Annotated in this window: 21 protein-coding genes, 1 pseudogene and 1 other annotated feature; of the genes and pseudogenes, 18 read left to right on the top strand and 4 right to left on the bottom strand. The window is 27.9% G+C overall.

The features are described from left to right. Nucleotides 1–111 precede the first annotated feature (111 nt). Nucleotides 112–594, bottom strand: a complete 483-nt coding sequence (locus tag ACN6I1_RS08705; RefSeq protein ID WP_419741643.1) for a hypothetical protein — start codon at nucleotides 592–594, stop codon at nucleotides 112–114. Between the two features lie 229 nt (nucleotides 595–823). Here ACN6I1_RS08705 and mutS point away from each other — a divergent pair, with 229 nt between their 5' ends. From mutS to ACN6I1_RS08660, 9 genes and pseudogenes are all read left to right on the top strand, one after another. Beyond that, nucleotides 824–3,619, top strand: a complete 2,796-nt coding sequence (gene mutS / locus ACN6I1_RS08700; protein WP_419741642.1) for a DNA mismatch repair protein MutS — start codon at nucleotides 824–826, stop codon at nucleotides 3,617–3,619. Nucleotides 3,620–3,680: 61 nt separating this feature from the next. After that, nucleotides 3,681–5,726, top strand: a pseudogene (gene mutL, locus ACN6I1_RS08695) (DNA mismatch repair endonuclease MutL). Nucleotides 5,727–5,742: 16 nt separating this feature from the next. Then, nucleotides 5,743–6,684: a tRNA (adenosine(37)-N6)-dimethylallyltransferase MiaA gene (miaA, locus tag ACN6I1_RS08690; RefSeq protein ID WP_419741641.1), complete on the top strand. Its 942-nt coding sequence runs from the start codon at nucleotides 5,743–5,745 to the stop codon at nucleotides 6,682–6,684. 57 nt (nucleotides 6,685–6,741) lie between these two features. Continuing rightward, nucleotides 6,742–7,041 carry an RNA chaperone Hfq gene (gene hfq / locus ACN6I1_RS08685; RefSeq protein WP_021433361.1) on the top strand — a complete coding sequence of 100 codons (300 nt, stop codon included), beginning with the start codon at nucleotides 6,742–6,744 and terminating at the stop codon, nucleotides 7,039–7,041. 223 nt (nucleotides 7,042–7,264) lie between these two features. Next, nucleotides 7,265–9,754 (top strand): CoA-disulfide reductase, encoded by a 2,490-nt coding sequence (gene cdr / locus ACN6I1_RS08680; protein ID WP_419741640.1) that lies wholly within the window; start codon nucleotides 7,265–7,267, stop codon nucleotides 9,752–9,754. Nucleotides 9,755–9,904: 150 nt separating this feature from the next. After that, nucleotides 9,905–10,942 carry an AAA family ATPase gene (locus ACN6I1_RS08675; protein ID WP_419741639.1) on the top strand — a complete coding sequence of 346 codons (1,038 nt, stop codon included), beginning with the start codon at nucleotides 9,905–9,907 and terminating at the stop codon, nucleotides 10,940–10,942. Then, nucleotides 10,942–11,712, top strand: coding sequence for a DUF3226 domain-containing protein (locus ACN6I1_RS08670; protein ID WP_419741638.1), 771 nt, complete (start codon nucleotides 10,942–10,944; stop codon nucleotides 11,710–11,712). Before ACN6I1_RS08675 ends, ACN6I1_RS08670 begins: the two co-directional genes overlap by 1 nt. Nucleotides 11,713–11,876: 164 nt before the next feature. Beyond that, on the top strand, nucleotides 11,877–12,692 hold the full coding sequence (locus ACN6I1_RS08665; protein WP_025161868.1) for an Mrp/NBP35 family ATP-binding protein: 816 nt from the start codon (nucleotides 11,877–11,879) through the stop codon (nucleotides 12,690–12,692). 237 nt (nucleotides 12,693–12,929) lie between these two features. After that, a complete protein-coding gene (locus ACN6I1_RS08660) occupies nucleotides 12,930–14,504 on the top strand; it encodes an AbgT family transporter (RefSeq protein WP_419741637.1) in 1,575 nt (524 codons plus the stop codon). A 42-nt stretch (nucleotides 14,505–14,546) separates the two neighbouring features. Here ACN6I1_RS08660 and ACN6I1_RS08655 read toward each other — a convergent pair whose 3' ends face one another. Both ACN6I1_RS08655 and ACN6I1_RS08650 read right to left on the bottom strand, forming a co-directional pair. Continuing rightward, entirely contained in the window at nucleotides 14,547–15,329 is a 783-nt protein-coding gene (locus tag ACN6I1_RS08655; RefSeq protein WP_419741636.1) for a PucR family transcriptional regulator, read from the bottom strand. 57 nt (nucleotides 15,330–15,386) lie between these two features. Continuing rightward, a complete protein-coding gene (locus tag ACN6I1_RS08650) occupies nucleotides 15,387–15,692 on the bottom strand; it encodes a PucR family transcriptional regulator ligand-binding domain-containing protein (RefSeq protein WP_021431102.1) in 306 nt (101 codons plus the stop codon). A gap of 173 nt (nucleotides 15,693–15,865) precedes the next feature. Here ACN6I1_RS08650 and ACN6I1_RS08645 point away from each other — a divergent pair, with 173 nt between their 5' ends. The 7 genes from ACN6I1_RS08645 (at nucleotide 15,866) to ACN6I1_RS08615 (ending at nucleotide 23,393) form a co-directional block, all read left to right on the top strand. Next, nucleotides 15,866–17,191 (top strand): glycine/sarcosine/betaine reductase component B subunit, encoded by a 1,326-nt coding sequence (locus ACN6I1_RS08645; RefSeq protein WP_419741635.1) that lies wholly within the window; start codon nucleotides 15,866–15,868, stop codon nucleotides 17,189–17,191. 17 nt (nucleotides 17,192–17,208) lie between these two features. Next, on the top strand, nucleotides 17,209–18,516 hold the full coding sequence (gene grdH, locus ACN6I1_RS08640; protein ID WP_419741634.1) for a betaine reductase selenoprotein B: 1,308 nt from the start codon (nucleotides 17,209–17,211) through the stop codon (nucleotides 18,514–18,516). A gap of 39 nt (nucleotides 18,517–18,555) precedes the next feature. Continuing rightward, a complete protein-coding gene (locus tag ACN6I1_RS08635; RefSeq protein ID WP_419741633.1) occupies nucleotides 18,556–20,058 on the top strand; it encodes a glycine betaine uptake BCCT transporter in 1,503 nt (500 codons plus the stop codon). 173 nt (nucleotides 20,059–20,231) lie between these two features. Then, on the top strand, nucleotides 20,232–20,555 hold the full coding sequence (locus ACN6I1_RS08630; protein ID WP_419741632.1) for a heavy metal-binding domain-containing protein: 324 nt from the start codon (nucleotides 20,232–20,234) through the stop codon (nucleotides 20,553–20,555). 1 nt (nucleotide 20,556) lies between these two features. After that, nucleotides 20,557–20,697 (top strand): hypothetical protein, encoded by a 141-nt coding sequence (locus ACN6I1_RS08625; protein ID WP_419741631.1) that lies wholly within the window; start codon nucleotides 20,557–20,559, stop codon nucleotides 20,695–20,697. Between the two features lie 87 nt (nucleotides 20,698–20,784). Then, nucleotides 20,785–21,045 (top strand) — a binding site (T-box leader). 97 nt (nucleotides 21,046–21,142) lie between these two features. Next, nucleotides 21,143–22,348: a tyrosine--tRNA ligase gene (gene tyrS / locus ACN6I1_RS08620; RefSeq protein ID WP_419741630.1), complete on the top strand. Its 1,206-nt coding sequence runs from the start codon at nucleotides 21,143–21,145 to the stop codon at nucleotides 22,346–22,348. A gap of 202 nt (nucleotides 22,349–22,550) precedes the next feature. Then, nucleotides 22,551–23,393, top strand: a complete 843-nt coding sequence (locus ACN6I1_RS08615) for a DegV family protein (protein WP_419741629.1) — start codon at nucleotides 22,551–22,553, stop codon at nucleotides 23,391–23,393. A gap of 55 nt (nucleotides 23,394–23,448) precedes the next feature. On the opposite strand, the gene ACN6I1_RS08610 is transcribed toward ACN6I1_RS08615, so the two are convergent. Next, a complete protein-coding gene (locus ACN6I1_RS08610; RefSeq protein ID WP_419741628.1) occupies nucleotides 23,449–23,724 on the bottom strand; it encodes a hypothetical protein in 276 nt (91 codons plus the stop codon). Between the two features lie 165 nt (nucleotides 23,725–23,889). On the opposite strand from ACN6I1_RS08610, the gene ACN6I1_RS08605 reads away from it, so the two are divergent. Together ACN6I1_RS08605 and ACN6I1_RS08600 are read left to right on the top strand one after the other, a co-directional pair. Beyond that, on the top strand, nucleotides 23,890–25,227 hold the full coding sequence (locus ACN6I1_RS08605; protein WP_419741627.1) for a DUF389 domain-containing protein: 1,338 nt from the start codon (nucleotides 23,890–23,892) through the stop codon (nucleotides 25,225–25,227). A 131-nt stretch (nucleotides 25,228–25,358) separates the two neighbouring features. Then, nucleotides 25,359–25,529 carry a hypothetical protein gene (locus ACN6I1_RS08600; RefSeq protein ID WP_021431092.1) on the top strand — a complete coding sequence of 57 codons (171 nt, stop codon included), beginning with the start codon at nucleotides 25,359–25,361 and terminating at the stop codon, nucleotides 25,527–25,529. Nucleotides 25,530–25,542 lie beyond the last annotated feature (13 nt).

Below are 25,542 nucleotides of genomic sequence, written 5' to 3'. Positions count from 1 at the left end.
CAAACCTATTCATTTGAATAGGTTTGTTTGCTTTATAAAAATAATATATAAGAGGTAAAAATTATCTCCCCTAGAAACAAAAACACTAGGGGAAATAGTATTTTTATTTAACTAGCAACTGCCGTTTTCTCTATGCTTTTTGCAATAATCGCAGTTACATCCACAGTGGCAATCACAATTTTCTTTTTCTGAACAACCATTATTTTTTTCTACACAATTATTATCTGGATCTATCTTATCTACATCTTTGCAAACATACTTTTCATCGTGAGTATCCTTTGTATCATAATGATATACATTATATTCATAGTAATGATCAGTTATATGATTGCAATCAGTTATATAGTAGTGGTTACATTTTTCATAGTAATTATCATAGAAGTTTTCATTTACAACAAAATAATCTTTTCCATCTAAGCATGTATAACTTTTATAATGGTTTGTAGAACTTACAGGTTTTTTACCACTGCAAGGAGTGATATTTGAATTATTGTTGTTACCACATGAAGAGTTGTTGCAATTATAGTAATATTTTTTACATTTATTAGGTTTTTTAAATCCGCATTTTTTATTTGATTTACACCATAAACCCATAAATATTACCTCTCTTATAATTATTTTATATAGTAAATTAAAAGATAAAATAAAGTTGAAATTTATTTAATACCTATATTAAAATTTACTATAATAGATTATATGACAAATATTTATAAATGGTGATATATTATATAGCTAATTTAAAAATTGAAAAGATATGAATATAGATATAAGTATAAACACCCAAATATGATATAATATGTAGAATGTAAAGGAGGCAAAGAGTATGAATATAGATAGAAGTAAATTAACTCCTATGATGAGACAGTACTTTGAAGTTAAAAATAGATATAATGATTGCATAATGTTTTTTAGGCTTGGAGATTTTTATGAAATGTTTTTTGAAGATGCGATAGTAGCTTCGAAAACTTTAGAAATAGCACTTACAGGAAGAGAATGTGGTATGGATGAAAGAGCACCTATGTGTGGGATACCATTTCATTCTTCACAAAACTATATATCAAAATTAGTTGAAAACGGATATAAAGTAGCAATATGTGAACAAGTTGAAGATGTAAATGCTTCAAAAGGAATAGTAAAGAGAGATGTAGTAAGAGTAATAACTCCAGGTACAGTACTTGAAGGAGCTTTATTAGAGAATAAGAAAAATAATTATCTATTGGCCATGTACACTGATGGTGATAAAATAGGTATTTCATATACAGACATAAGTACAGGAGAAGTTAATGCAACATATTTAAATGAAGAAAAATTAGTAGAAGAAATAGCTAAAATTCATCCTACTGAGATAATCGCAAATGATTTAAATACAGTTGAAAAAATAAGAAATATAGCTACTTTAAGTAATATATATATAAATGAAAATTTTGATGAAAGTTATTTAGATGAAAACATATTAAATAAATATTTTTCAACTGAGTATTTAAAAAACTTAAAATTAGATGAGTTCGGACTTATATCATCTAGTTTATGCATTATATTAAATTATATTTACAATACCCAAAAACAAATAACTTCTAATATAAATAATATAAATATATATAACTCACAAGAGTATATGGTTTTAGATATGTTTACAAGAAGTAACTTAGAATTAACATCTACTATAAGAGGAAATGCAAAGAAGGGATCACTTCTTCATGTTTTAGATAAAACATCTACTGCCATGGGTGGAAGAATGCTTAGAAAATATGTAGAAGAACCGCTGGTAAATAAACTACGAATTGAAAAAAGACTTAATGTTATTGAAGAGTTAAAAGATGACTTTATGTTAAGGGAAGACCTAATTGAAACTCTGAAAAATGTATATGATATAGAAAGAATTTGTGGGAAAATTGCATTTGAAAAAGTTACACCTAAAGAAATGATACATTTAAAAAATTCTATAGAAAAATTACCAGAACTTAAAAAAATTATAAATTTATCAAATGCAAGCATTCTTAAAAGATACATTTCAGATATGGATGATCTAAATGATATATATGATTTGATAGATAGTGCAATACTTGAAGATCCATCAATAACAATAAAGGATGGAAATATAATTAAATCTGAATTTAACGATGAACTAAATTCTTTGAGAGATATATCTAAAAATGGTGCCTTTATGATAAAGGAAATAGAAAATAGAGAAAAAGAAAAAACGGGAGTTAAATCTTTAAAAGTAGGATTTAACAAAGTATTTGGATATTATATAGAAATAACAAAAGCAAATTTAGCTAATGCAAATATAGATGAAACATATATCAGAAAGCAAACATTAAGTAATGCGGAAAGATATATAACTAGTGAATTAAAAGAAATAGAAGATAAAATTTTAAATGCAGAAGATAAAATTAAAAATTTAGAGTATGAGATTTTTGTAAATATAAGAAACAACATATATAAAAATATAGATAGAATTCAATCAGTTGCAAAGATAATAGCTAATATAGATGTATTTGTATCATTAGCAACTGTTGCTTATATAAATAATTATGTAAAGCCTATAATTAATGAAAGTAATAAATTAGATATAAAAAATGGACGTCATCCTGTTGTTGAAAGTATAGTTGGAGAAGAAAATTTTGTGCCTAATGACACGTATTTAAATCAAGGTGAAAATATTATAAATATAATTACAGGTCCAAACATGGCTGGTAAATCTACTTATATGAGACAAACTGCAGTAATAGCATTGATGGGTCACATAGGATCATTTGTTCCAGCAGAATATGCTAATATACCTATTTTAGATAGAATATTTACGAGAGTAGGAGCTAGTGATGATTTAGCTCAAGGGCAGTCTACTTTTATGGTTGAAATGACTGAAGTTTCTCAAATACTTAAAAATGCAACAGATAAAAGTTTAGTTATATTAGATGAAATAGGACGAGGCACTAGTACTTATGATGGAATTAGTTTAGCTTGGTCTATAGTTGAATATATTCAGGCAAATATAAAATGTAAGACTTTATTTGCTACACACTATCATGAGTTAGTAGAATTAGAAGATGAGTTTTATGACGTTAAAAACTATTCTGTAGCAGTTCAAGAAAACAATGATGGAATTGTATTTTTAAGAAAAATAATAGAAGGTGGAGCTGATAAGAGTTATGGTATATATGTAGCAGAACTTGCAAAGCTTCCACAAAAAGTTATTACTAGATCAAAGGAAATATTAAAAGATTTAGAGAAAAACCATATTCAACAAGATTTAAGCACTGCTATTAATATTAAAGAAAAATTAGAAAGTAATGAAAATCAGATAAATATAAAAGTATACGAAACTTTGCAAAATGAATATGAAAGTTTCAAAGAAAATATAAGTATTAAAGAAAATGACTATAATTTGAATATAGGAAAGCTAAAAAGTGAAATAAATAAGCTTAGAAAAGAAAATAAAGAACTTAAAGAAAATGCTGTAGAAGATGAGGTTGCAGTTACTCAAATATCTTTTGGTTCTGTTTATGATGAAAGCTTAGTGGAAGAAATTAAAAAATTAGATATTTTAAATATGACTCCATTAGATGCGATGAATGCTTTATATAGCCTACAAAATAAGGCTAAAAAGGCTAAATAAGTCAATTAAATAGGATTTATTAAAAATATATGAATTTTTATCTATGAAATGAGGTGAATATATGGCTCGAATTAATATATTAGATGAAGTTACTATAAATCAACTGCAAGCTGGTGAGGTTGTAGAGAGACCATCTTCTGTAGTTAAAGAACTGGTTGAAAATTCGATAGATGCTCAAAGTTCTAAAATTATAGTTGAAATAGAAGATGGTGGTAAAAAATTAATTAGAATAACTGATAATGGAAATGGAATTGAATCTAGCGAAGTTGAAAAAAGTTTTTTAAGACATGCAACTAGTAAGATAAAACAAATAGATGATTTATATGATCTATACTCTTTAGGATTTAGAGGAGAAGCTTTAGCATCTATTGCATCAGTTGCTAAAATTGAAATGATTACAAAGCATAAAGATGAGCCAGTAGGAACTAAAATTACAGTAGAAGGCGGAAAAATTATATCAAAAGAACCAATAGGAACTAATAATGGAACCACGATTATAGCTAAGGATTTATTTTTTAACACTCCTGTTAGACAAAAGTTTCTGAAATCAACGCATGCAGAAACTATAAATATTAGTGATTTAATAAACAAGCTAGTTATAGGTAATCCTAAGGTTAGTATTAAATATATAAATAATAAAAAAACTATGTTAAATTCCCCTGGGGATGGTAAGCTTATAAACACTATAAGAAGTATTTATGGAAAAGATATAACTGAAAATTTAATAGAGTTAAATCATGAAAGTCAGTTTTTTAAGGTAAGTGGATATATCGGAAACAATAATGTTTATAGAGCTAATAAAAACCTTCAACATATATATATAAATAAACGTTATGTTAAAAGTAAAATTATATTAGATGCTATAAGTGAAGGTTATAAATCTTTAATACCTATAAATAAACATGCAGTTTGTTTTTTAAATATAGAAATAAACCCATCTAAAATAGATGTAAATATACATCCTACAAAATTAGAGTTGAAGTTTGAAAATGAACAACAAATATATGTAGAACTTAAAGAGTATATAAGAAAGTCATTAATTAGGTCTAACTTGATAGGAAAATATGAAACTTATGATAATGTTGAAAATAGAGATTTAAAAAAGGTTAATAATTTGGATAACAGTTTGACTCATAATAAAAATCAAATTAGCTCAGAAAATATAAATCAAGGCATATTAAACAACTTAGAGAAAGAATATAAAAGTCAGACATATACATTTGAAGAGTTAGACGAAAGAAAAGAATTGGAAAAGAACATTAATACTAAAGATTTAAATAATAAAATAAACAAAAGCGATAAAGATGAAATTGTATTAATAGATGAGACAATAGATTTGAATAAAGTTTATAGTTTTAATGATTTAGTAGAATTAGAAAAAAAAGAAGAAAATAAAAGTTTAAAAAGTAATGAATATGATACTTTAAAGAACAAACCTATAATTAGTGAAAGTTTAATAAAAGAATCTGAAAGTGTATATACAGAAAAAAATGAACAAGTAGAGTTTCGTAATAGTGATAAAAATAAATTTTCATTAAATGAATATATAGTTATAGGTACTATATTTAAAACATATATAATACTTCAAAAAGGAAGTCATATGTACTTGCTAGACCAACATGCAGCACATGAAAGAGTGTTATTTGAAAAATATATGGATAAATTTTACAATATGGATATTAACATGCAAATGTTATTAGATCCAATTGTTTTAGAATTAGCAACGACAGATATGCTACAAGTTGAAAATAATATAGATTTATTTATGAAATTTGGTTTTGAAATAGAGATATTTGGTAAAAATCATATAATGATAAGATGTGTACCTACTATATTTGGAACACCGGAATCTGAAAAATTTGTTTTAGATATAATTGATAACATAGATGAAATAAAAAATAATTATGAGTTAAAAGGTGAAAAATTCGCATCGATGGCTTGTAAAGCAGCTATAAAAGCTAATGATAGTATATACGATGAAGAAATAAACAGTTTATTAAATCAAATTGAAATGTGTAAAAACCCTTTTACATGACCTCATGGTAGACCGATATTTGTAGAAATATCAAAAACTGAGATTGAAAAAATGTTTAAACGAATTATGTAAGAAAGAAGGGGAGCAGATGAAAAAGATACCTTTAGTCATACTGACAGGGCCAACTGCAGTTGGAAAAACAAACTTATCAATACAATTAGCTAAAAAAATGAATATGGAAATAATATCAGCAGATTCTATGCAAATATATAAATATATGGATGTGGGAAGTGCAAAAGTTACAGAAGATGAGATGAATGGAGTAAAACATTATTTAATAGATGAGGTTACTCCGGACTATAGTTTTTCTGTATCTGAATTTCAAGAAAGAGCTAATGATTATATAAATCAAATTGTAAAAAATGGAAAATCACCGCTTGTAACTGGTGGGACAGGCCTTTATTTAAATTCTCTTATATATAGTATGGATTTTGCAAAATCAGATGCAGACAATGAGTTAAGAGAAACATTAAGAGTAGAGCTTGAAGAAAATGGAATCGACTACATGTATGAAAAGTTAAAGTCTCTTGATGAAGAAGCTGCAAATAGAATCCATAAAAATAACACAAAAAGAGTTATAAGAGCCATTGAAGTTTGTATGAGTGGCAAAAAAATGAGTGACTTTAGCAATGATTTAAAATTAAATGAAAAGTATGAACCAATAATAATAGTTTTAAATAGAGATAGAGAACATCTATATAGAAGGATTAACAAACGAGTTGACATAATGATAAGCCAAGGTCTTGAGGATGAAGTTAAAACTCTTTTAAATATGGGGTACTCAAGTGATCTAGTATCTATGCAAGGAATAGGCTACAAAGAAATAATTAAATATCTAAATAATGAATACACTTATGAAGAAGCCATAGAAATAATAAAAAGGGATTCAAGAAGGTATGCTAAAAGACAACTAACATGGTTTAGGAGATATGAAAATGCTAAGTGGTTTGATTTAGATAACTACAATGATGAAAAAATACTTTTAGACGATGTAATTAGTTATATTGAAAAAAAGGTAAATGTTGTGTAATATAGAATATAATATATATAATAAATTTGATAAATCATTTTGGAGGGTATTAATCTAATGAAAAATACAGTATTAAACTTACAGGACTTATTCTTAAATAATGCAAGAAAAGAAAGAATACCTGTAACAATATTTTTAATGAATGGAGTTCAAGTTAAGGGGCACGTTAAGGGATTTGATAGCTACATAGTATTATTAGAAGGAGAAAACAAGCAGCAAAATCTTATATATAAGCATGCAGTATCTACTATAATACCAGGAAAACAAATAAACTTTAACAATAATAACAACCAAGGATATAACAATAACAATAATAATAATCAAGGATACAACAAAAATTATCAAGAAAACAAATAATTGAGTATAAAATAAAAAAAGACTTGAGAGTATTTAAAGCTCTCAAGTCTTTTTTTATTTGGTTTTATATGTGATAAAGTCACAGAACTATACTCCTATTTTAAATATAATAAAATTATAAATTATAAAATTATAAATTATAAAATTATAAAAACTAAAGTTATTACTTTAACAAAAAATAATATATACATTGGTGAATATAAAATAAAAAGGAGATTTTAATATGTCTAAAAAAGTTATAGTAGTAGGTGGAGTTGCAGGTGGGGCATCAACAGCTGCAAGGCTTAGAAGGTTAGAGGAAGATTTTGAAATAATTATGTTTGAAAAAGGTGAATATATATCTTTTGCAAACTGTGGACTTCCATATTATATAGGCGAGATTATAACAGAAAGAGAAAAGCTTATAGTTCAAACTGTTGAAGTTATGAGTGATAAATTTAATATGGATATAAGAAATTTAAGTGAAGTTATTGAAATAGATAAAGAAAATAAAAAAGTAACTGTTAAAAATCATAAAACAGGAGAAACATATGATGAAAGTTATGATGTATTGGTTTTATCCCCAGGGGCAAGTCCGATAAAACCTCCTATAAGTGGAATAAATGATTGTAATAATTTATTTACATTAAGAAATATACCTGATACAGACAAAATAAAGGCTTATGTAGATAAAGATAGCACTAAAAATGCTGTTGTAATAGGTGGAGGATTTATTGGCATAGAAATGGCTGAAAACTTGGTTGAAAGAGGTATAGATGTAACTCTAGTTGAAGCTAGTTCTCAAGTTATGGCGCCTCTTGATGTAGAAATGGTAAGCACTATACACGAGCATTTAATAGATAATGGTATAAATTTAATTTTAGATGATGGGGTAAAAGAATTCAAAAACAATGGTAAAATAGTAGCATTAAACAGTGGCAAAGAAATAGAAACAGATTTAATAATTTTATCTATAGGAGTTAGACCTGAAACATCAATAGCTAAAGATGCAGGATTAAAACTAAATGAAAGAGGAGCTATAGTTGTTGATGAATATATGAAAACTTCAGATGAGAATATATATGCATTAGGTGATGCTGTAGAAATTCTAGACTTTGTAAACAGAAAACCTACAATGATACCATTAGCGTGGCCAGCTAACAGACAGGGAAGATTAGTTGCTGACAATATATGTGGGAAAAGCATTAAATATAAAGGAACATTAGGATCATCTGTAGCAAAGATATTTGATTATACAGTAGCTACAACTGGAAATAATGAAAAAATATTGAAGAGACTAGGAATAGATTATGAAGTTGTGCATATTCACCCAAACTCAAGTGCTGGATACTATCCAGGAGCATTTCCTATAGCTTATAAAATGATATTTGATAAAAAGACAGGTAAAATATATGGAGCTCAAGGTGTAGGTATTGAAGGTGTAGAAAAACGCATAGATATCTTAGCTACTGCAATAAAGGCTAATTTAACTGTATTTGACTTACAAGATGTAGAACCATGTTATGCACCCCCATATAATTCAGCTAAAGACCCTGTTAATATGCTAGGATATTATGCATCAAATATCATAGAAGGGGATATAAAAACTATACAATATCATGAGGTTGACGAAATTTTAGATAGAGGAGATATAGTTTTAGATGTAAGGGATGAGTTTGAGTTAGCAACAGGAATGATTGAAGGTTCTATTAATATACCTCTTGGGTCATTAAGAAAAAGAATAGATGAAATACCAAAGGATAAAAATATTTATGTTACTTGCCAAGTTGGATTAAGAGGATATATTGCTTGCAGAATATTAACACAAAGAGGATATAAATGTTTTAATATAGATGGTGGAATTAAGACTTACTCGTCTATAAAAAGAGCTAAAAAAGCTGTTGAAAATCAAAAAAATAATGTTGAATTTAATGAAAATAATCAGTTAATAAATGAAGAGGTTGCAGTTATGAATGATAATATAAAAGCAAATATTAAATTAGATGCTTGTGGACTTCAATGCCCAGGGCCAATAAGAAGAGTTTTTGAAGAAGTTTCAAAGATGGAAAGCGGAGATATAATAGAAGTAAAAGCAAGTGATGTTGCTTTTAGTAAAGATATAAAAGCATGGTGTGAAACAACAGGAAACTCATTATTAAAAGCTGAGTTTAATAAAGATAAAAAAGCTTATGTAGCATATATACAAAAAGGAGAAAATCCTGTTAATGCAAAAGCTTCATGCTCTTTAACTAATCAAGTTGGAAAAGATGGAGCAACAATGGTAGTATTTAGTGGAGATTTAGATAAGGCTATAGCATCATTTATAATAGCTACAGGTGCAGCATCAATGGGTAAAGAAGTTACAATGTTTTTCACATTCTGGGGACTTAATGTATTAAAGAGAAAAGAAAAAGTAAAAGTTCAAAAAGATACTATGGAAAAAATGTTTGATATGATGTTACCAAGCAACACAAATAAACTTCCTTTATCAAAGATGAACATGGGCGGAATGGGGCCAAAAATGATAAATGAAATAATGAAAAAGCATAATGTTGATGATATCGATACATTAATAAATAATGCTATAAATATGGGTGTTAAACTAGTTGCTTGTTCTATGAGTATGGATTTAATGGGAATTAAAAAAGAGGAACTTATAGATGGCGTAGATTTAGGTGGAGTTGCAGCATACTTAGGAGCAGCTGAAGATTCTGGATTAAACTTATTTATATAATTTAATAATAATAAAAAGGGAGTGATTTAAATTGCTCCCTTTAATTTTGTTATTTAATATTTAAAACTTAGAAACTATGTATTTAAGTTATATTAAGTAATATAAATTTATATAATTTATTAGATTATATAAAAAGAGAGATGTGGTTAAATGAATTATTTAAGTTACTTAAATATTAAGAATTTCAGAGGTGTAAAAGACTTAGAATTAGAAGATTTGCTTACAATAAATATAATTGTTGGTGATAACAACAGTGGTAAAACTTCTATTTTAGAAGCTATATCACTGTTAGAGAATCCAGATAGTGTAAGAAATATGTTAGTCAATGCAGCTAAAAGAGATAGTAATAATGTATCTAAATTTGAACTCTTTTTAGAGATGTTTCCTAAAGGTCAAAATGAAAATAGGAGTATACATATTGATTCAATTATAAATCAATGTGAACATGAATTTAAAATACAAGGAAACTTAAGTGATATAATTGATTTCAATGATATGGAAAGGAACTTTGAAAGTAAGGTTTTTGAAGGGGTAGTAAGTCTTAAGCAGAATAACCAACAATTAGTTAATAAAGAAATATATATTCAAGAAAATAAACAATTAAGATTTAGTGGAAGTTATAAGACTATAAAAATGGTATACATAACGCCCTATGACCATTTTAGAGAAAATTCATTAAATACAACTATAGAAATTATAAAAGATGGAGACAAAGATAAGATAATTGAATTACTTAGAAAGTTTGATGAAAATATAATAGGGTTTGAAGTTTTACCAAATGAGCACATGAATACGTCAGCCATATATGTAAATCACAAAAAGTTTAAACTAATGCCATTATCTAGCTTTGGAGATGGGGTAAAAAAAGTAATAACATTAGCATCAGCTATAATTAGTTCAAAAGGTGGTATATTACTTATAGACGAAATAGAGACGGCTATATACAAAGACATGATAAAAGAAGTTTTTGATTGGTTTGTAAAAGCATGTATAGAATATAAAGTTCAGCTTATTTGTACTACTCATAGTTTAGAAGTTATTGATTCAATGATCGATGGAATAGAAAATAAGATAGATGATTTAGCTTGTTTTAGAATAGAATCTGTAAATGAATATGCGTACACAACTAGATTTTCAGGTAGTAAACTAAAAGATATAAGAACTATATTAGGTCAGGATGTGAGATGATGAAAAATATTTTATTTTTCGTAGAAGGAGTTCATGATGCTAACTGTGTAGCTAAGATTCTAGATCTGAATGGTTTTAAAGAAATTAGAAGTATAGATAATCTACCTGAAATATGGAAAAGAAAAATACCTAGAACATACCCTTTTGTTAAAGATAGAATTGAAAGATATGTACCGATACCATCATATTTTACAAATCAGAAAGTTATAATTGTAATTATTTGTACAAATGGAGAAGGAAGACTTATAAAAGAAATTGATTTATATATTAGTAATATGAGCAAATCTGAGTTAAACCAGATAAAGAGTATATGTGCAATTTTTGATGCAGACCAAAAGATAGCTAAAGACACATTTAATGAAAAATTTAAAGATAAGAAAAAAGACATGATTATATGTAAACAAGATTTTTTAGATGAAGAAATAAATATAAAAGGAGAAAAAATTAATTTATATAATTATTTCTTTCCTGATAATGAAAGTAAAGGAACTTTAGAGAATCTATTACTAGATGGCGCTGGTATAGTTTATAAGGACCTTATAGAACAAGTCAATGATTATATTAAAAATATAGATGAAAGACATAAATATAATTGGAGCATTTCTAGTGAAAATAAAGTAAGGGTAGGCTGTATAGCTAATGTTTTTCAGCCAGGAAGTGCAAATCAAAGTTCAATAAGACGTGATGATTGGATAAGTGAAGAAAGTATTAAATATTGTGAAGATATTAGAAAGTTTTATGAATTTATTGTGAATATAATAAATTTTTAAAATATAATAATTTTTTTTATTTGTGATTTATTATTTTTATGTGGGGTATATATTAATTGAGAATAGTTTGATTTATAATTAAATTAAGATCTTTAATGTGTATGATTTTATACATATTTTACTATAATTAATAAAGTAGACAAAAGAAAAGAGAGGTAACGTAAATGGGAAATTGTAATTCATGTCCATCTAAAGGAAATTGTAATAAGCAAGAAACTTGTACAATAGAAAATAATCCTAATAATAAAATAAAAAATATAATAGGCGTAATGAGTGGAAAAGGTGGAGTTGGAAAATCTACTGTAACAGCTCTTATTGCAAAAAAATTAAATAAAATGGGATATAAGGTTGGTATATTAGATGCAGATATAACAGGTCCAAGTATTCCAAGACTTATGGGAGTTCAAGATGAAAGAGCAACTTCACCAAATGGAAAAGATATATATCCTATAGTAACTAAAGATAACATAAAGACAATGTCGATAAACTTTATGGTTGGAGAAGAAAATCAAGCTATAGTATGGAAAGGACCTATAATTAGCAACACAGTAAAACAGTTTTATAAAGATGTAATGTGGGAAGAACTAGATTATCTATTAATAGATATGCCTCCAGGGACAGGAGATGTTCCACTTACAGTAATGCAAAACATACCTTTAAATGGAGTTGTTATGGTTTCGGTTCCTCAAGATATGATATCTATGATAGTGGCAAAAGCTGTAAATATGGCTAAGATGCTTAATATAAAAGTATTAGGTGTTGTTGAAAATATGAGTTATATTCAATGTCCAGATTGTGATAAAAAGATAAAGTTATTTGATGGAGAAGAAACAGAAGAATTCTTAAAAGAAATGAACTTAAAACTTTTAGGAGAACTTCCAATGACTAAGGAAATTGTTAATATAACACACAATGGTGTTGATGATATAAGTGACGAGTTAAACAATATACTAACTGGAATAGTAGAAAATATAAAATAGAATATTAATATAAAAAAGCGACCTTGTTTAAAGGTCGCTTTTTTATGCTATTTAAAATTATATTTGAATTTTGATATTTTAGAAATTTAAAAATGTATAAAAATGAGATAATTTGTTTTTAAAAAATAAAATATTGTAAAAATAAAGAATATTTGGAAAATTATATTGTTTTTAATATAACAATGTGATACTATTATAAAAAAAGAATAATACATAAAAAAATAAAGGGGGCGTAATATGAGTAAATCAGCAGTTAAAGAAAAAAAGAGTTTTTTGATGAAGTCTCTAGATGGGATAGAGTACATAGGTAATAAATTACCACATCCAGTTACTTTATTTGCAATGCTTTGTGTTGCAATCGCTATTATATCTGCAATAGCAGCTAGTATGGGGTTAAGTGTAACAGCCGAACTTATAAATAGAGAAACAATGGAAGTAGAGAAACAAACTATAACAGCAGTTAGTTTATTAAATGGTGAAGGTTTTAAATACATGTTAGAAAATGCTGTAACAAACTTCACTTCATTTGCACCACTTGGAGTTGTTTTAGTTGGAATGTTAGGAATAGGACTAGCTGAAAGTTCAGGGTATATAGGAACATTACTTAAAAAAATAGTTAGTGTAACACCATCAAAATTAATAGTTCCAACTATGGTTTTCTTAGGAATAATGTCAAATATGGCATCAGATGCAGGATATGTTATATTAATTCCACTTGGAGCTTTAGTTTTTATGGCTTATGGAAGGCATCCGCTTGCAGGAATAGCAGCAGCATTTGCTGGAGTTTCAGGAGGATTTAGTGCAAACTTATTAATTGGGACAGTAGATCCTATGCTTGCAGGAATAACAAATGAGGCAGCACACATACTTGATCCTACAGTTAGTATAAGTGCAACTGCGAACTATTTCTTTATGGTAGCATCTACATTTTTAATAACAATATTAGGGACTATAATAACTACAAAAATTATAGAACCTAAATTAGGTAAATATGATTCTAAAATGGCAAAAGATTCAGCTGGAATGTCAAGAGCTAGTGACTTACAAACTATAAAACCTGAAGAAGCTAAAGCAATGAAAGCTGCAAACTTTACTTTATTATTTATGGTAATTGGGTTAGTTATTCTTGTTGCAATGCCTAATTCATTTTTAAGAAACCTAGATAAAGCAAGTTTCCTAGATTCTATAGTTGATCACTCAACTTTAATGAATGGTCTAATACCAATAATAGCATTATTGTTCTTTGTACCATCAGTGGTTTACGGTAAAATTGCTAAAACTGTAAAAAATGAAAAAGAAGTTGCAGCACATATGAGTAAAGCAATGAGCTCAATGGGTGGATACTTATGTTTAGCATTCGTTGCAGCTCAATTTATAAAATACTTTGAATATACAAATTTAGGAACTATAATTGCCGTAAGAGGAGCAGAGTTCTTACAGTCTATAAATATAGGTTCAATACCATTACTTGTTGGATTTATAATAATAACAGGATTTATAAATCTGTTTATGGGATCTGCATCAGCTAAGTGGGCTATAATGGCTCCTGTATTTATACCAATGTTTTTAAAACTTGGAATAGGTGCAGATGTAGTGCAAACTGCATATAGAATCGCAGATAGTTCTACAAATATAATATCTCCGCTTATGAGTTACTTTGCGATGGTTATAGTATTTATGCAATCATATAAGAAAGATACGGGAATTGGTACGGTTATATCGTTGATGTTACCATATTCTATGACATTTTTAATAGCTTGGACATTACTATTTGTAGTATGGATGAGTTTAGGGATACCGGTAGGGTTTTAAATTAAATAAAAAGAGCTGTTTCATAAATGAAACAGCTCTTTTTTATATATTATATATCCTATGAAGTTTCACACCTATTGAAATTTTTTCATAAAACTCAATATTTGATTTATCTAGATTTAATATTGATTTAACCTTTAAAATTCTGTATCGAATTGTATTTTCATGCTGAAATAATTCACTAGAAACTTTTTTATAATCGCCATCATGGTTGACGAAGCTTATTAGAGTTTCTAAAAGGAAGGATTTATTTGCTTTATCATAGTCTAAAATAGGTTTCATTATATTGGAATATAGTTCTTTAGCCTCATCTAAGTCTTTACAGCACATAAGCAATGAATATATACCTAGTGAATTATATTTAATTATTTTTTCGTTAGATATTGAGTAAGAACTAGAAGAAATTAATGCTTGATTTATTGCATTTTTACAGGATGCTATAGGTATGTAATTATCACTAATTCCTATTATAGAATCATTAATATTATATTTTATATGATTAATATAAAAATCTAACATTTTGTTTAACTCGGATTTGGATATACTATTGTAAGTTATTAATAGCAATAAACCATTCTTAAATGGTAAACATGTAGTTGCCTTATTTTTTGATAACAAATCTATTAAATTTTTATTCCAGCTATCATTTATATTTTCTGAATAACAGTATATGGCAGTTACATATTTTAAAAAAGAATAATTTATAGATTTTAATGTATTGTGGATATCGCTATTAGATAAATTGCTTTCTAGTAGTGAAGATATTCTCATTTCTAGTATAATGTTTTTTTGTTTTTCTAATATAAGTGACATAATTTCATTCATTACATCACCATAGGAAGTAGTATAGTCTATAGTAACTATAGGAAAATTAATATCATTTCAAACTTCTATTAGTTTTTGTGTAAAACTGTTTAAATATTCATTTGTTATGCAAAAACAAGCACATCCACATGAATCTATAAATTTTAACGCATATAAAGCATAATCTTCATCATCTTTAAATGGGAAAAAATTACTTATAAAAAAATCACCTTCTTTCAAGACTAATTTATCCCTATTAACTTCTATAGGACAATCAAAAACAGATACTCTATTGATAATTCTATCTAAACCTTTATGGCCAGCTATTACTTTGCTATCTTTAAAAATATCGAGCTTTAACGCATCTCTAACTGATATACCCATTGAAATACCCCCAATACTATATTTAATAATATTTTAACAGAAATTTTAAAATATTTGTTAAAATTGTGAAAAATACAAAAAATTCAAATGTATTATTATAAATTTTACAAACTAAGATTGTTAAAAATATATTATCATTTAATCAAAGTAATAAATCAGAAGGGGGAATAATTGTGAAATTGGAAATAGGTAACTTTTATGTAAAAAGTATAGAATTTAGCAATGAGACAAGTTATAAAAATGGTATTTTAAGATTAAATAAAGAGGAACTCTTAAACTTTATTAAAGAAGATGAAAGAATAACAGATGCGGATTTACATATTGTAAACCCTGGAGAAATGATAAGATTATGTCCTGTAAAAGAAGCAATAGAACCTAGAGTTAAAGTAGATAATAGAGCATTATTCCCAGGTTTTACAGGTGATTTAGAAAATTGCGGTCATGGCAAAACACATGCTTTAAAAGATTGTAGTGTACTAGTTGTAGGCAAACATTGGGGAGGATTTCAAGATGGATTAATAGATATGGGAGGAAAAGGTGCAAAGTATACTTACTTCTCTAAAATTAAAAATATAGTATTAGTTGCTGACACAAATGAAGATTTTGAAAAAAATGAGCAGCAAAAGAAAAATGATGCTTTAAGAGTTGCAGGTCATAAGTTAGCTGAATATATAGCAAAGTGTGTACAAGAATTAGAGCCTGAAGAAGTAGAAGTTTATGAACTTGAGGGAATTACAAAAAGAAGTGAAAAAGTTAATGGACTTCCTAGTGTAGTGTTTGTTATGCAATTACAATCTCAAATGGAAGAAGATGGATATAATGATTTGACTTATGGATGGAACACAAATCATTTGGTGCCAACATTAATGCATCCGAATGAAATATTAGATGGAGCTGTAGTATCAGGAAGCTTTATGCCATGTTCATCAAAATGGTCCACTTATGATATACAAAATGCACCAGTAATAAAAAGATTATATAAAGAACATGGAAAAAGCTTGAACTTTTTAGGGGTTATATTATCTAACTTAAATGTATCATTAGAGCAAAAGGAACGATCTGCTATATATGTAGCGCAAATTGCTAAGACATTAGGCGCAGATGGAGCAATAGTTGCAGAAGAAGGATATGGAAATCCAGACGCTGATTTTGTAGGTTGTATAGTTGCACTAGAAGATGTTGGAGTAAAAGTAGTTGGACTTACGAATGAATGCACGGGAAGAGATGGAAACTCACAACCTTTAGTTACATTAGATGAAAAGCTAGATGCAATAGTATCTTGTGGAAATGTTTCTGAACTTATCGATTTACCTCCGATGGAAAAAGTTATAGGAGAGTTAGAGTCATTATCAAGAGATGGATTATCAGGAGGATGGAGTGATGATGAAATACTAGGTCCTTCAGTAAGAGAGGATGGATCGATTATAATGGAAAACAATGCTATGTTCTGTGGAGACCAAGTGTTAGGCTGGTCAACTAAAACAATGAAGGAATTCTAAAAATAGGGGGTAAAAATATGAAAAAGGCTATAGTATACCTAAATCAATTTTTCGGGCAAATAGGAGGAGAAGACAAAGCTGATTTTAAACCACAAATAAAAGAAGGGGTTATAGGGCCTTCAATTCAGATGGAGAAACTATTAGAAGATACTATTGTTACTCATACTATAATATGTGGGGATAACTTTATGGGATCCAATACAGATGAAGCAGTAGCAGTTATAATTGAATTTTTAAAAGATAAAGACTTTGATATATTCATAGCTGGGCCAGCATTTCAAGCAGGAAGATATGGAGTTGCATGTGGACAAATATGTAAAGCGGTAAAAGAGAAACTAAATAAACCTGTAGTTACTTCAATGCATGAAGAAAATCCAGGGGTTGATATGTTTAAAAAATATATGTACATTTTAAAGGGCGGAAATAGTGCTGGTAAAATGAGACATGATTTAGCTGATATGGCAAAGATATCTAACAAAATATTAAGAAATGAAACTATATTAGATTCACAAACAGAAGGTTATTTCGGAAGAGGAAATAGACATCAAGTTTGGATTGAAGATGAAAAAATGGCAGCTGATAGATCTGTTGAAATGATTATAAAGAAATTAAATAATGAAAGTTATGAAACAGAGCTACCTATACCTAAAATAGATAAAGTGGCAATAGCTCCAGCTATTAAAGAATTAAGTAAAGCAACAATAGCATTAGTAAATACGGGTGGAATAGTGCCTGTTGATAATCCAGATAAAATACAATCAGCATCAGCTACTAGATGGGGAAGATATGATATATCAAGCACTGATGATTTGAAAAGTGGCGTTTATAAAACAATACATGCAGGATTTGATCCAACTGTAGCTGATGATGATCCAGATGTAATAACACCTATAGATGCTCTTAAAACTTATGAAAAGGAAGGCGTAATAGGTAAATTGCATGAATACTTTTATTCAACAGTTGGGACTGGTACTACTCAAGCAGAAGCTGCAAAGATGGCAAATGAAATAATTCCTTATCTACAAGAAGCTAAAGTTGATGCTATCATAATGGTTTCTACATGAGGTACTTGTACTCGTTGTGGAGCAACGATGGTAAAAGAATTTGAAAAAGCAGGTTTTCCAATTGTCCAAATGTGCAATTTAATACCTGTTGCAAAAACTGTAGGATCAAATAGAATAGTACCTACAATATCAATACCATATCCTCTTGGAGATCCTTCAAAATCTAAAGCTGAACAATTTAAACTAAGATATAAGATGGTAGGTACAGCATTAAAAGCGTTAACTATAGATATAGAAGAACAAACTGTATTCAAAAACTAATATTTATCAACATAAAAAATAAAAATTAGGAGGATAAATATGAAGAATACAGTTAAAAAAGATGATAATAGAGTATTTTATATTTCATTATTGATAGTATTGCCTATGTGTTTATGGGCAGTATTATCAAGTGCAAGCTTTTCAAAGGCTGCGGATGAAACGTTAAGTTTTTTAACGAATAAGTTTGGGTGGTTATATTTAATATCAATGCTATTGTTTGTAATATTTGCAATATGGTTAGCTTTAAGCAAATATGGAAATATAAAATTAGGACCAGATGATTCTAAACCAGAGTACTCAACTTCCTCATGGTTTGCAATGCTATTTGGAGCTGGAATGGGTATTGGTCTAATATTTTGGGGAGTAGCAGAACCATTATCTCATTTTGTTTCACCAAAAGGCAACATAGCACCTGGAAGCATAGAAGCTGCTGATTTTGCAATAAAATCATCATTTCTTCATTGGGGAATACACCCTTGGGCAGGGTACAGTATAATTGGATTGTCTCTTGCGTACTTTCAGTTTAGGAAAGGAAAATCAGGGTTGATAAGTTCAATATTAGAACCTGTAATAGGAAAAAAGATAAATGGATGGATAGGAATAACAATAGATGTGCTTGCTGTATTTGCAACTATAGCAGGTATAGCCACATCTTTAGGACTTGGAACTATGCAAATAAATAGTGGACTTAGTTATCTGTTTAATGTGCCTAATAACGCTATTACTCAAATAATTATAATTGCTATAACAACTTTTGTATTTATAGCTACAGCTGTGTCTGGTGTAGACAAAGGAATAAAAAAAGTATCCGACTTAAATTTAATACTAGCGCTTATAGTAACTTCTGCAGCCTTTTTAGTAGGGCCTACATTAGAAATAATAAATAGTTTTACAAATTCACTAGGAAGCTATGCCCAAAATATATTATCAGATAGTTTAGCAATAGGCGCATATGCAGACAATACTTGGACAAATAAGTGGACGGTATTTTATTGGGCATGGTGGATAGCTTGGGCTCCTTTTGTTGGAACTTTTATAGCAAGGATTTCTAAAGGAAGAACTATAAGAGAATTTATAGTTGGGGTTATGGGAGCTCCAGCAATTGCATCTTTTATATTCTTTGCAATATTTGGGAACCTAGGAATTAATCTATCTTTTGGAAAAGGATTAGGACTTCCAGCAATTGAAAATATAGCATCAGATGTATCTACTGCATTTTTTTCAGTACTTAGTAATTATAACTTTGGGTTTATAATATCTATTATAACAATAATACTTCTAATTACATTCTTTATAACATCAGCAAATTCAGCCACATTTGTTTTAGGAATGTTTACATCACAGGGAGATTTAAATCCAAGTAACAGAAAAAAAATAATGTTAGGTCTGTTACAATCGTTTTTAGCGGTAGTACTTTTATTAACGGGAGGTCTAAATGCACTTCAGACTTCATCTCTAATTGCTGCATTTCCATTTATATTTATAATGATATTAGCATGCATTGCATTAGTTAAAGAACTCAGAAAAGAAAATCTAAATTAAAAAGAAGAAAAGGAAATTAGTAAATAATAGATTAGAGCTACTTCGAAATGGAGTAGCTCTGTTTTATAAAAAAACATTATAAATATTGACGTTTCCATAATATGCTAGAATTAATGTATGAAGTAAAAAATATAATATATATAAGTTAGTGGTAACTAAAAGGAGGTATTGATATGCAGGTATTAACAATTGAAAATGTTCCAGGGAAAAAAATTATAGAAGTTGTTGGATTAGTTAAAGGAAGTACAATAAGGGCAAAACATATAGGAAAAGATATTGGAGCAAGTTTTAAGCAAATAGTTGGTGGTGAGTTAAAAGGATATGATGAAATGCTAGAAGAAGCTAGAAAAGTAGCTATAGGAAGAATGGTTGAAGATGCAGAAAACAAAGGAGCTAATGCTATAATAGGATTTAGATTAACATCAGCAGCAGTTATGCAAGGAGCAGCAGAGATGCTGGCTTATGGAACTGCTGTAGTTATAGAGGAAGACAAATAAATTGTTATATTTTATAGGAATGATAGTCATATGTGCATATGTATCTATCATAGTTGGAAGTATAATATTACTTATCCTAAAGGTTATAGAAAGAAAAAAAGAGAAACAAGAAGAAGACTGGGATAAGTATGATGATTATTAAATTTATAAATTTCAATAATTATGAATATTTTTAAAAAGTATTGACAAAATATATTAAAAAGTCATATTATAAAAATAAGTAATTATAAAAAAAGCTTTGACGAGAAAGAGTAAGGTTAATATAATCTTTACAGAGAGTACCCGGTTGGTGAGAGGGGCAAAAGATAATTTAGCTTGAATACATCTCTGAGCTGCACTCCGAAAGATAACAACCAGTAGGCAGTTGCCGGATTTTGCACACGTTATAGTGCTAGAGTATCCCAATAAGTTGGCGTACTTGAAGAGGTCATTATTGCGAGATAATGATGAATTAAGGTGGTAACACGTGAGTAATACTCTCGTCCTTTTTATAAGGACGGGAGTTTTTTTATTGTATTGGCGCCGTATAATATTTAAGCTCCCATCCTTAAAAATTAATTTATATAAAATTTTAAGGAGGATTAATTATGAAAAGCATAGATGAACAAATAAGAATAATATCTAAAGGTGTAGATGAAATAATAGGAATAGAAGACCTTAAAAATAAATTAGAAAAATCTCAAAAAGAAAATAAACCTATGGTGGTTAAACTAGGATTAGACCCTAGTGCACCGGATATACACTTAGGACACACTGTTGTACTGAGAAAGATGAAACAGTTACAGGACCTAGGTCATAAAGTAATTATAATTATAGGAGATTTTACAGGTAAAATAGGAGATCCTACAGGAAAATCTAAGGCTAGAAAGGCTCTTAGTACAGAGCAAGTATTAGAAAATGCTAAGACGTATGAAGAACAAATTTTAAAAGTGCTAGATAAAGAAAAAACAGAAATTGTTTTTAATAGTAAGTGGTTATCAAAGTTAAGTTTTGAGGAAGCTATAAGTTTAGCCGCTACTACTACAGTAGCTAGAATGCTTGAAAGAGAAGACTTTAAAAAAAGATATGAAAGTCAAACTCCAATATCTCTACATGAATTTTTCTACCCTCTAATGCAAGGATTTGATTCAGTTGAGATAAAAGCGGATATAGAATTAGGAGGAACTGATCAAAGATTTAATGTATTAATGGGAAGATCGTTACAAAAAGAATTTAATCAAGAACCTCAAGTAACTATATTTATGCCACTACTTGAAGGATTAGATGGTAAAGATAAAATGAGTAAAAGTTTAGGAAATTACATTGGAATAGATGAACAAGCTAATATAATGTATGAAAAAGCTATGACTATACCTGATGAACTTATAATAAAATACTTTGAATTAGTAACAGACATTCATCCTGATATAGTAGATAAGATTAAGTTAGACCTAGAAGAAAATAGAGTAAATCCTAGAGATATAAAAATGAACCTAGCTAAAGAAATAGTTAAACTATACCATGAAGAAGAAAAAGCTATTGAGGCTGAAAATAGATTTAAAGAAGTTTTCCAAAAAGGTCAAATACCTAATGATATAAAAACTATAGAAGTATTAAAATCTGAATTTGATTTGATAGATGAGTTAGTTAAAAGTAAATTAGTAAGCAGTAAAAGTGAAGTTAGAAGACTTATAACACAAGGCGGGGTTAAAGTTAATAATGAGAAACTAGATGATATAAAGAATATAAACATAAATGATACTATGATAGTGCAAGTAGGAAAGAAAAAATTTATTAAAATATGTTTAAAATAATAATTTAAATATTTATTTAAAACTTCTAGACTTTTTAAAATCAAAAAGTCTAGAAGTTTTTTATAATTTATGTTAATTTAGTAAGTTAATAGTTTAAAATAATACATATTAAAACATTAATAAAGTTTGATATTAAACTCATATACATGTATAATTATTTTAGAATGAAATTAAGTTACTTTTTACAAAGGGAGTTTATATAATGAGTAATATAAAAATACTATGTGATACAATGAATGATGTACCCGAGAATATAATGAAAAAATATGATATAGAGGTACTGCCAACAACTATAATATTTGAAGGAAAAGAGTATAAAGCAGGAGTAGACATAGGTGAAGATGAATTTTACAAATTACTAAGAAGTAGTGAGAATATACCATCTACATCTCAAATTACATATGCTACATTTAAAGAAACTTTTGAAAAGTACATAAATGAAGGTAAGAAAGTTTTATACTTAGCGGGTTCATCTGCTGCATCTGGAACATATCAATCAGCTATGATAGCTAAAAATGATATTGAGGGAGAGGTTTATATATTTGATACATATGGACTTTCTATAGGCGGTGGAATTTTAATAGGTGAAGCTGCTAAAATGGCAACTGAAGGATATGATATAGAACAAATAATGAATAAATTAGAAGAAGAAAAGGAAAAGGTAAATGTATTTTTCTCTGTTGATTCATTAGACTACTTACAAAAAGGTGGAAGAATATCAGGAACTAAAGCTGCTATAGGAACTTTACTTAATATAAAACCAATATTAAAAATAGAAGATGGTTTAGTTAAGCAAAAGACTCAAGTAAGAGGTAGCAAGAAAATAATACCTTCATTAATAGAACAACTTAGATCAGAAATTGGTGAAGATTTCTCAGACAAAGATGTCTATGTTGGATATGGTGATGATGTAAACGAACATAAGAAATTTATGGAAAAAGTAAAAGAAGAGTTAGAGCCAAGAAATGTATATCCTTTCAGAATAGGAGCTTGTGTTTCATGCCACTCAGGACCTAGTGTTTTAGGTATAGCATGTTTAAAATAAGGAATTATAATATTATAATAATAAAGAAAAAGACCTCTTAATTTAGAGGTCTTTTTTATCTGCAATTTTTTTGAATATAGTTTAATGAACTTTTCATATCGTTAAAATAATTTTTAGGAATCATTAAACGTTCAATTCCATTGTAAAATCCATAGACATCGAAAATTTTATCTATTTTTACTTGTATTATATCATCGACAATATCTATATAAATACATTTAGAATACTTACTAAAAGATTTAAATATAAGAATTTTATTACCACTTAGTTCAATCATTTTAAAACCGTTAAGGTATAAATTACTATCTAAAAAATTTATAAATTCTTCCATTAAATTACCTCCGACTACTAGTATTAACAAGGTTTTTTATTTATATAACTATTTACTAAAAATTACAACATTAATGCATAAACTTGTATAAATTTTCCTATTGTAGTAAATTAAAAACGAGGTTAAGTGACATAATTATATATATACTTTGTAGGAGGCAAATAAATGAAAATAAATAAAGAGAAATTCATATATGAATTTACAAGAAATCAAGCTACTCATGAAGAAATACATGAAAATATATTAGAGGGAATGAATGTTCATGGAGCAAATTTTATAATCTTAATTTGTGCAATAATAATAGCATCTGTTGGACTAAATATGAATGCGACTGCAGTTATTATAGGGGCAATGTTAATATCTCCATTAATGGGTTCAATTATAGGAATAGGATATGGTGTAGGTACATATAATGTGAAGCTTTTAAGAGAAGCTTTCAAAATTTTAATAATTTCAATTGTAATAAGTATAGTAACATCTACACTTTATTTTTCAATTACGCCAATAATAACAGCCGGAAGTGAAATATTATCAAGAACTAGTCCTACTATTTGGGATGTTATAATAGCTTTTGTGGGGGGGATAGCAGGTATGATAGGTATAACTCGTAATAAAGCTAGCAATGTTATACCTGGAGTTGCAATAGCAACTGCCCTTATGCCGCCACTTTGTACAGCTGGATATGGGCTAGCTACAAAACAATATGGAATGTTTTTTGGAGCAGGGTATTTGTTTTTTATAAATGGATTTTTTATAACAATAGCCACTGTAATAGTTACAAAAGCATTGAATATTCCAACAAGAATAAACATATGTGATACAAAAGAAAGAAAAGTTAAAAAATTTATAATTATAGCATCAATAATTGTTATAATACCAAGTATGTTCTCTGCTGTTAGTATGATAAAAGAAACTCTAGATGAAAGTAATTTAGATAAATTTATAAGAGAAGAATTAGGCAATCAATATGTTGTAAGTAAAAAAATAAGCGAAAAAAATGATACGATTACATTAGTTGTAGTAGGGGAAAGAATCTCTAGTAAGCATTTAAAAGAATTACAACAAAGTTTAAGTAATTATGGATTTGAAAATAAAAAATTAGTTGTAAAGCAAGATGAAAGTAAAATTTCAGATATTGATAAATACATAAATGAAATTAAAAATAAAAGTAGTGATTTTATAATAGATGACCAGTCTAAAAATAAAAATGAAGTAGAAAAACAAATTAAGGAATCTGAAATGGGTACAAGTGAAATTGCAAAAGAGTTAAAGGCTATATATCCTCAAGTAAATGAAGTATATGTAGGATATTTAATTGGAGAAAAAGATAAATCTAAAGAAATTCCTGCACTTGAGCTATATAGCAGTGATGAAAACTTAGCAAATAATACAGAGAATATTGAAAAATGGTTTAAAGCAAGAACTGGTCAACCGGATGTAAAAGTCTATGTAGAACAACGTAATCCAGAGGATGTAAAACCAGATAATGAAATTAATAGATAATTTTAACAATAACAAGCAATAAATAATAATTGTAGATGATTTTTAAAATATATGTTTGTTTTCTTATAGAGAGATATATAGAAATATGCTATAGTTAGAAAAGTAAAATATATTTTGGGAGTTGGGGTAAAATGAGTGAAAATCAAGAAAGCTTAGTTGATCCACTTTTAAAAAGTGGTAGCGTTTATAAATTAAAATGTGATAAATGTAGATCTGTATCTATACAAATTACACAGAATAAAGAACCTGATTGTATTTGTTTAGAATGCGGAGGTAAATGTATTTCATCAAAAATAAAATAATTTATTTAAAAAG

The sequence above is a fragment of the Paraclostridium dentum genome (assembly GCF_048568265.1).
GTDB classification, from domain to species: domain Bacteria; phylum Bacillota; class Clostridia; order Peptostreptococcales; family Peptostreptococcaceae; genus Paraclostridium; species Paraclostridium dentum.
The sequence above is the reverse complement of the archived record's forward strand: the minus strand, read 5'-3'. Positions and strand labels throughout refer to the sequence as shown.

Coding starts and splice junctions, on each gene's coding strand:
- ACN6I1_RS08705 (WP_419741643.1), bottom strand. CDS start 594: ATGGGTTTATGGTGTAAATCAAATAAAAAATGCGGATTTAAAAAACCT.
- mutS (WP_419741642.1), top strand. CDS start 824: ATGAATATAGATAGAAGTAAATTAACTCCTATGATGAGACAGTACTTT.
- miaA (WP_419741641.1), top strand. CDS start 5,743: ATGAAAAAGATACCTTTAGTCATACTGACAGGGCCAACTGCAGTTGGA.
- hfq (WP_021433361.1), top strand. CDS start 6,742: ATGAAAAATACAGTATTAAACTTACAGGACTTATTCTTAAATAATGCA.
- cdr (WP_419741640.1), top strand. CDS start 7,265: ATGTCTAAAAAAGTTATAGTAGTAGGTGGAGTTGCAGGTGGGGCATCA.
- ACN6I1_RS08675 (WP_419741639.1), top strand. CDS start 9,905: ATGAATTATTTAAGTTACTTAAATATTAAGAATTTCAGAGGTGTAAAA.
- ACN6I1_RS08670 (WP_419741638.1), top strand. CDS start 10,942: ATGAAAAATATTTTATTTTTCGTAGAAGGAGTTCATGATGCTAACTGT.
- ACN6I1_RS08665 (WP_025161868.1), top strand. CDS start 11,877: ATGGGAAATTGTAATTCATGTCCATCTAAAGGAAATTGTAATAAGCAA.
- ACN6I1_RS08660 (WP_419741637.1), top strand. CDS start 12,930: ATGAGTAAATCAGCAGTTAAAGAAAAAAAGAGTTTTTTGATGAAGTCT.
- ACN6I1_RS08655 (WP_419741636.1), bottom strand. CDS start 15,329: ATGAATGAAATTATGTCACTTATATTAGAAAAACAAAAAAACATTATA.
- ACN6I1_RS08650 (WP_021431102.1), bottom strand. CDS start 15,692: ATGGGTATATCAGTTAGAGATGCGTTAAAGCTCGATATTTTTAAAGAT.
- ACN6I1_RS08635 (WP_419741633.1), top strand. CDS start 18,556: ATGAAGAATACAGTTAAAAAAGATGATAATAGAGTATTTTATATTTCA.
- ACN6I1_RS08630 (WP_419741632.1), top strand. CDS start 20,232: ATGCAGGTATTAACAATTGAAAATGTTCCAGGGAAAAAAATTATAGAA.
- tyrS (WP_419741630.1), top strand. CDS start 21,143: ATGAAAAGCATAGATGAACAAATAAGAATAATATCTAAAGGTGTAGAT.
- ACN6I1_RS08615 (WP_419741629.1), top strand. CDS start 22,551: ATGAGTAATATAAAAATACTATGTGATACAATGAATGATGTACCCGAG.
- ACN6I1_RS08610 (WP_419741628.1), bottom strand. CDS start 23,724: ATGGAAGAATTTATAAATTTTTTAGATAGTAATTTATACCTTAACGGT.
- ACN6I1_RS08605 (WP_419741627.1), top strand. CDS start 23,890: ATGAAAATAAATAAAGAGAAATTCATATATGAATTTACAAGAAATCAA.
- ACN6I1_RS08600 (WP_021431092.1), top strand. CDS start 25,359: ATGAGTGAAAATCAAGAAAGCTTAGTTGATCCACTTTTAAAAAGTGGT.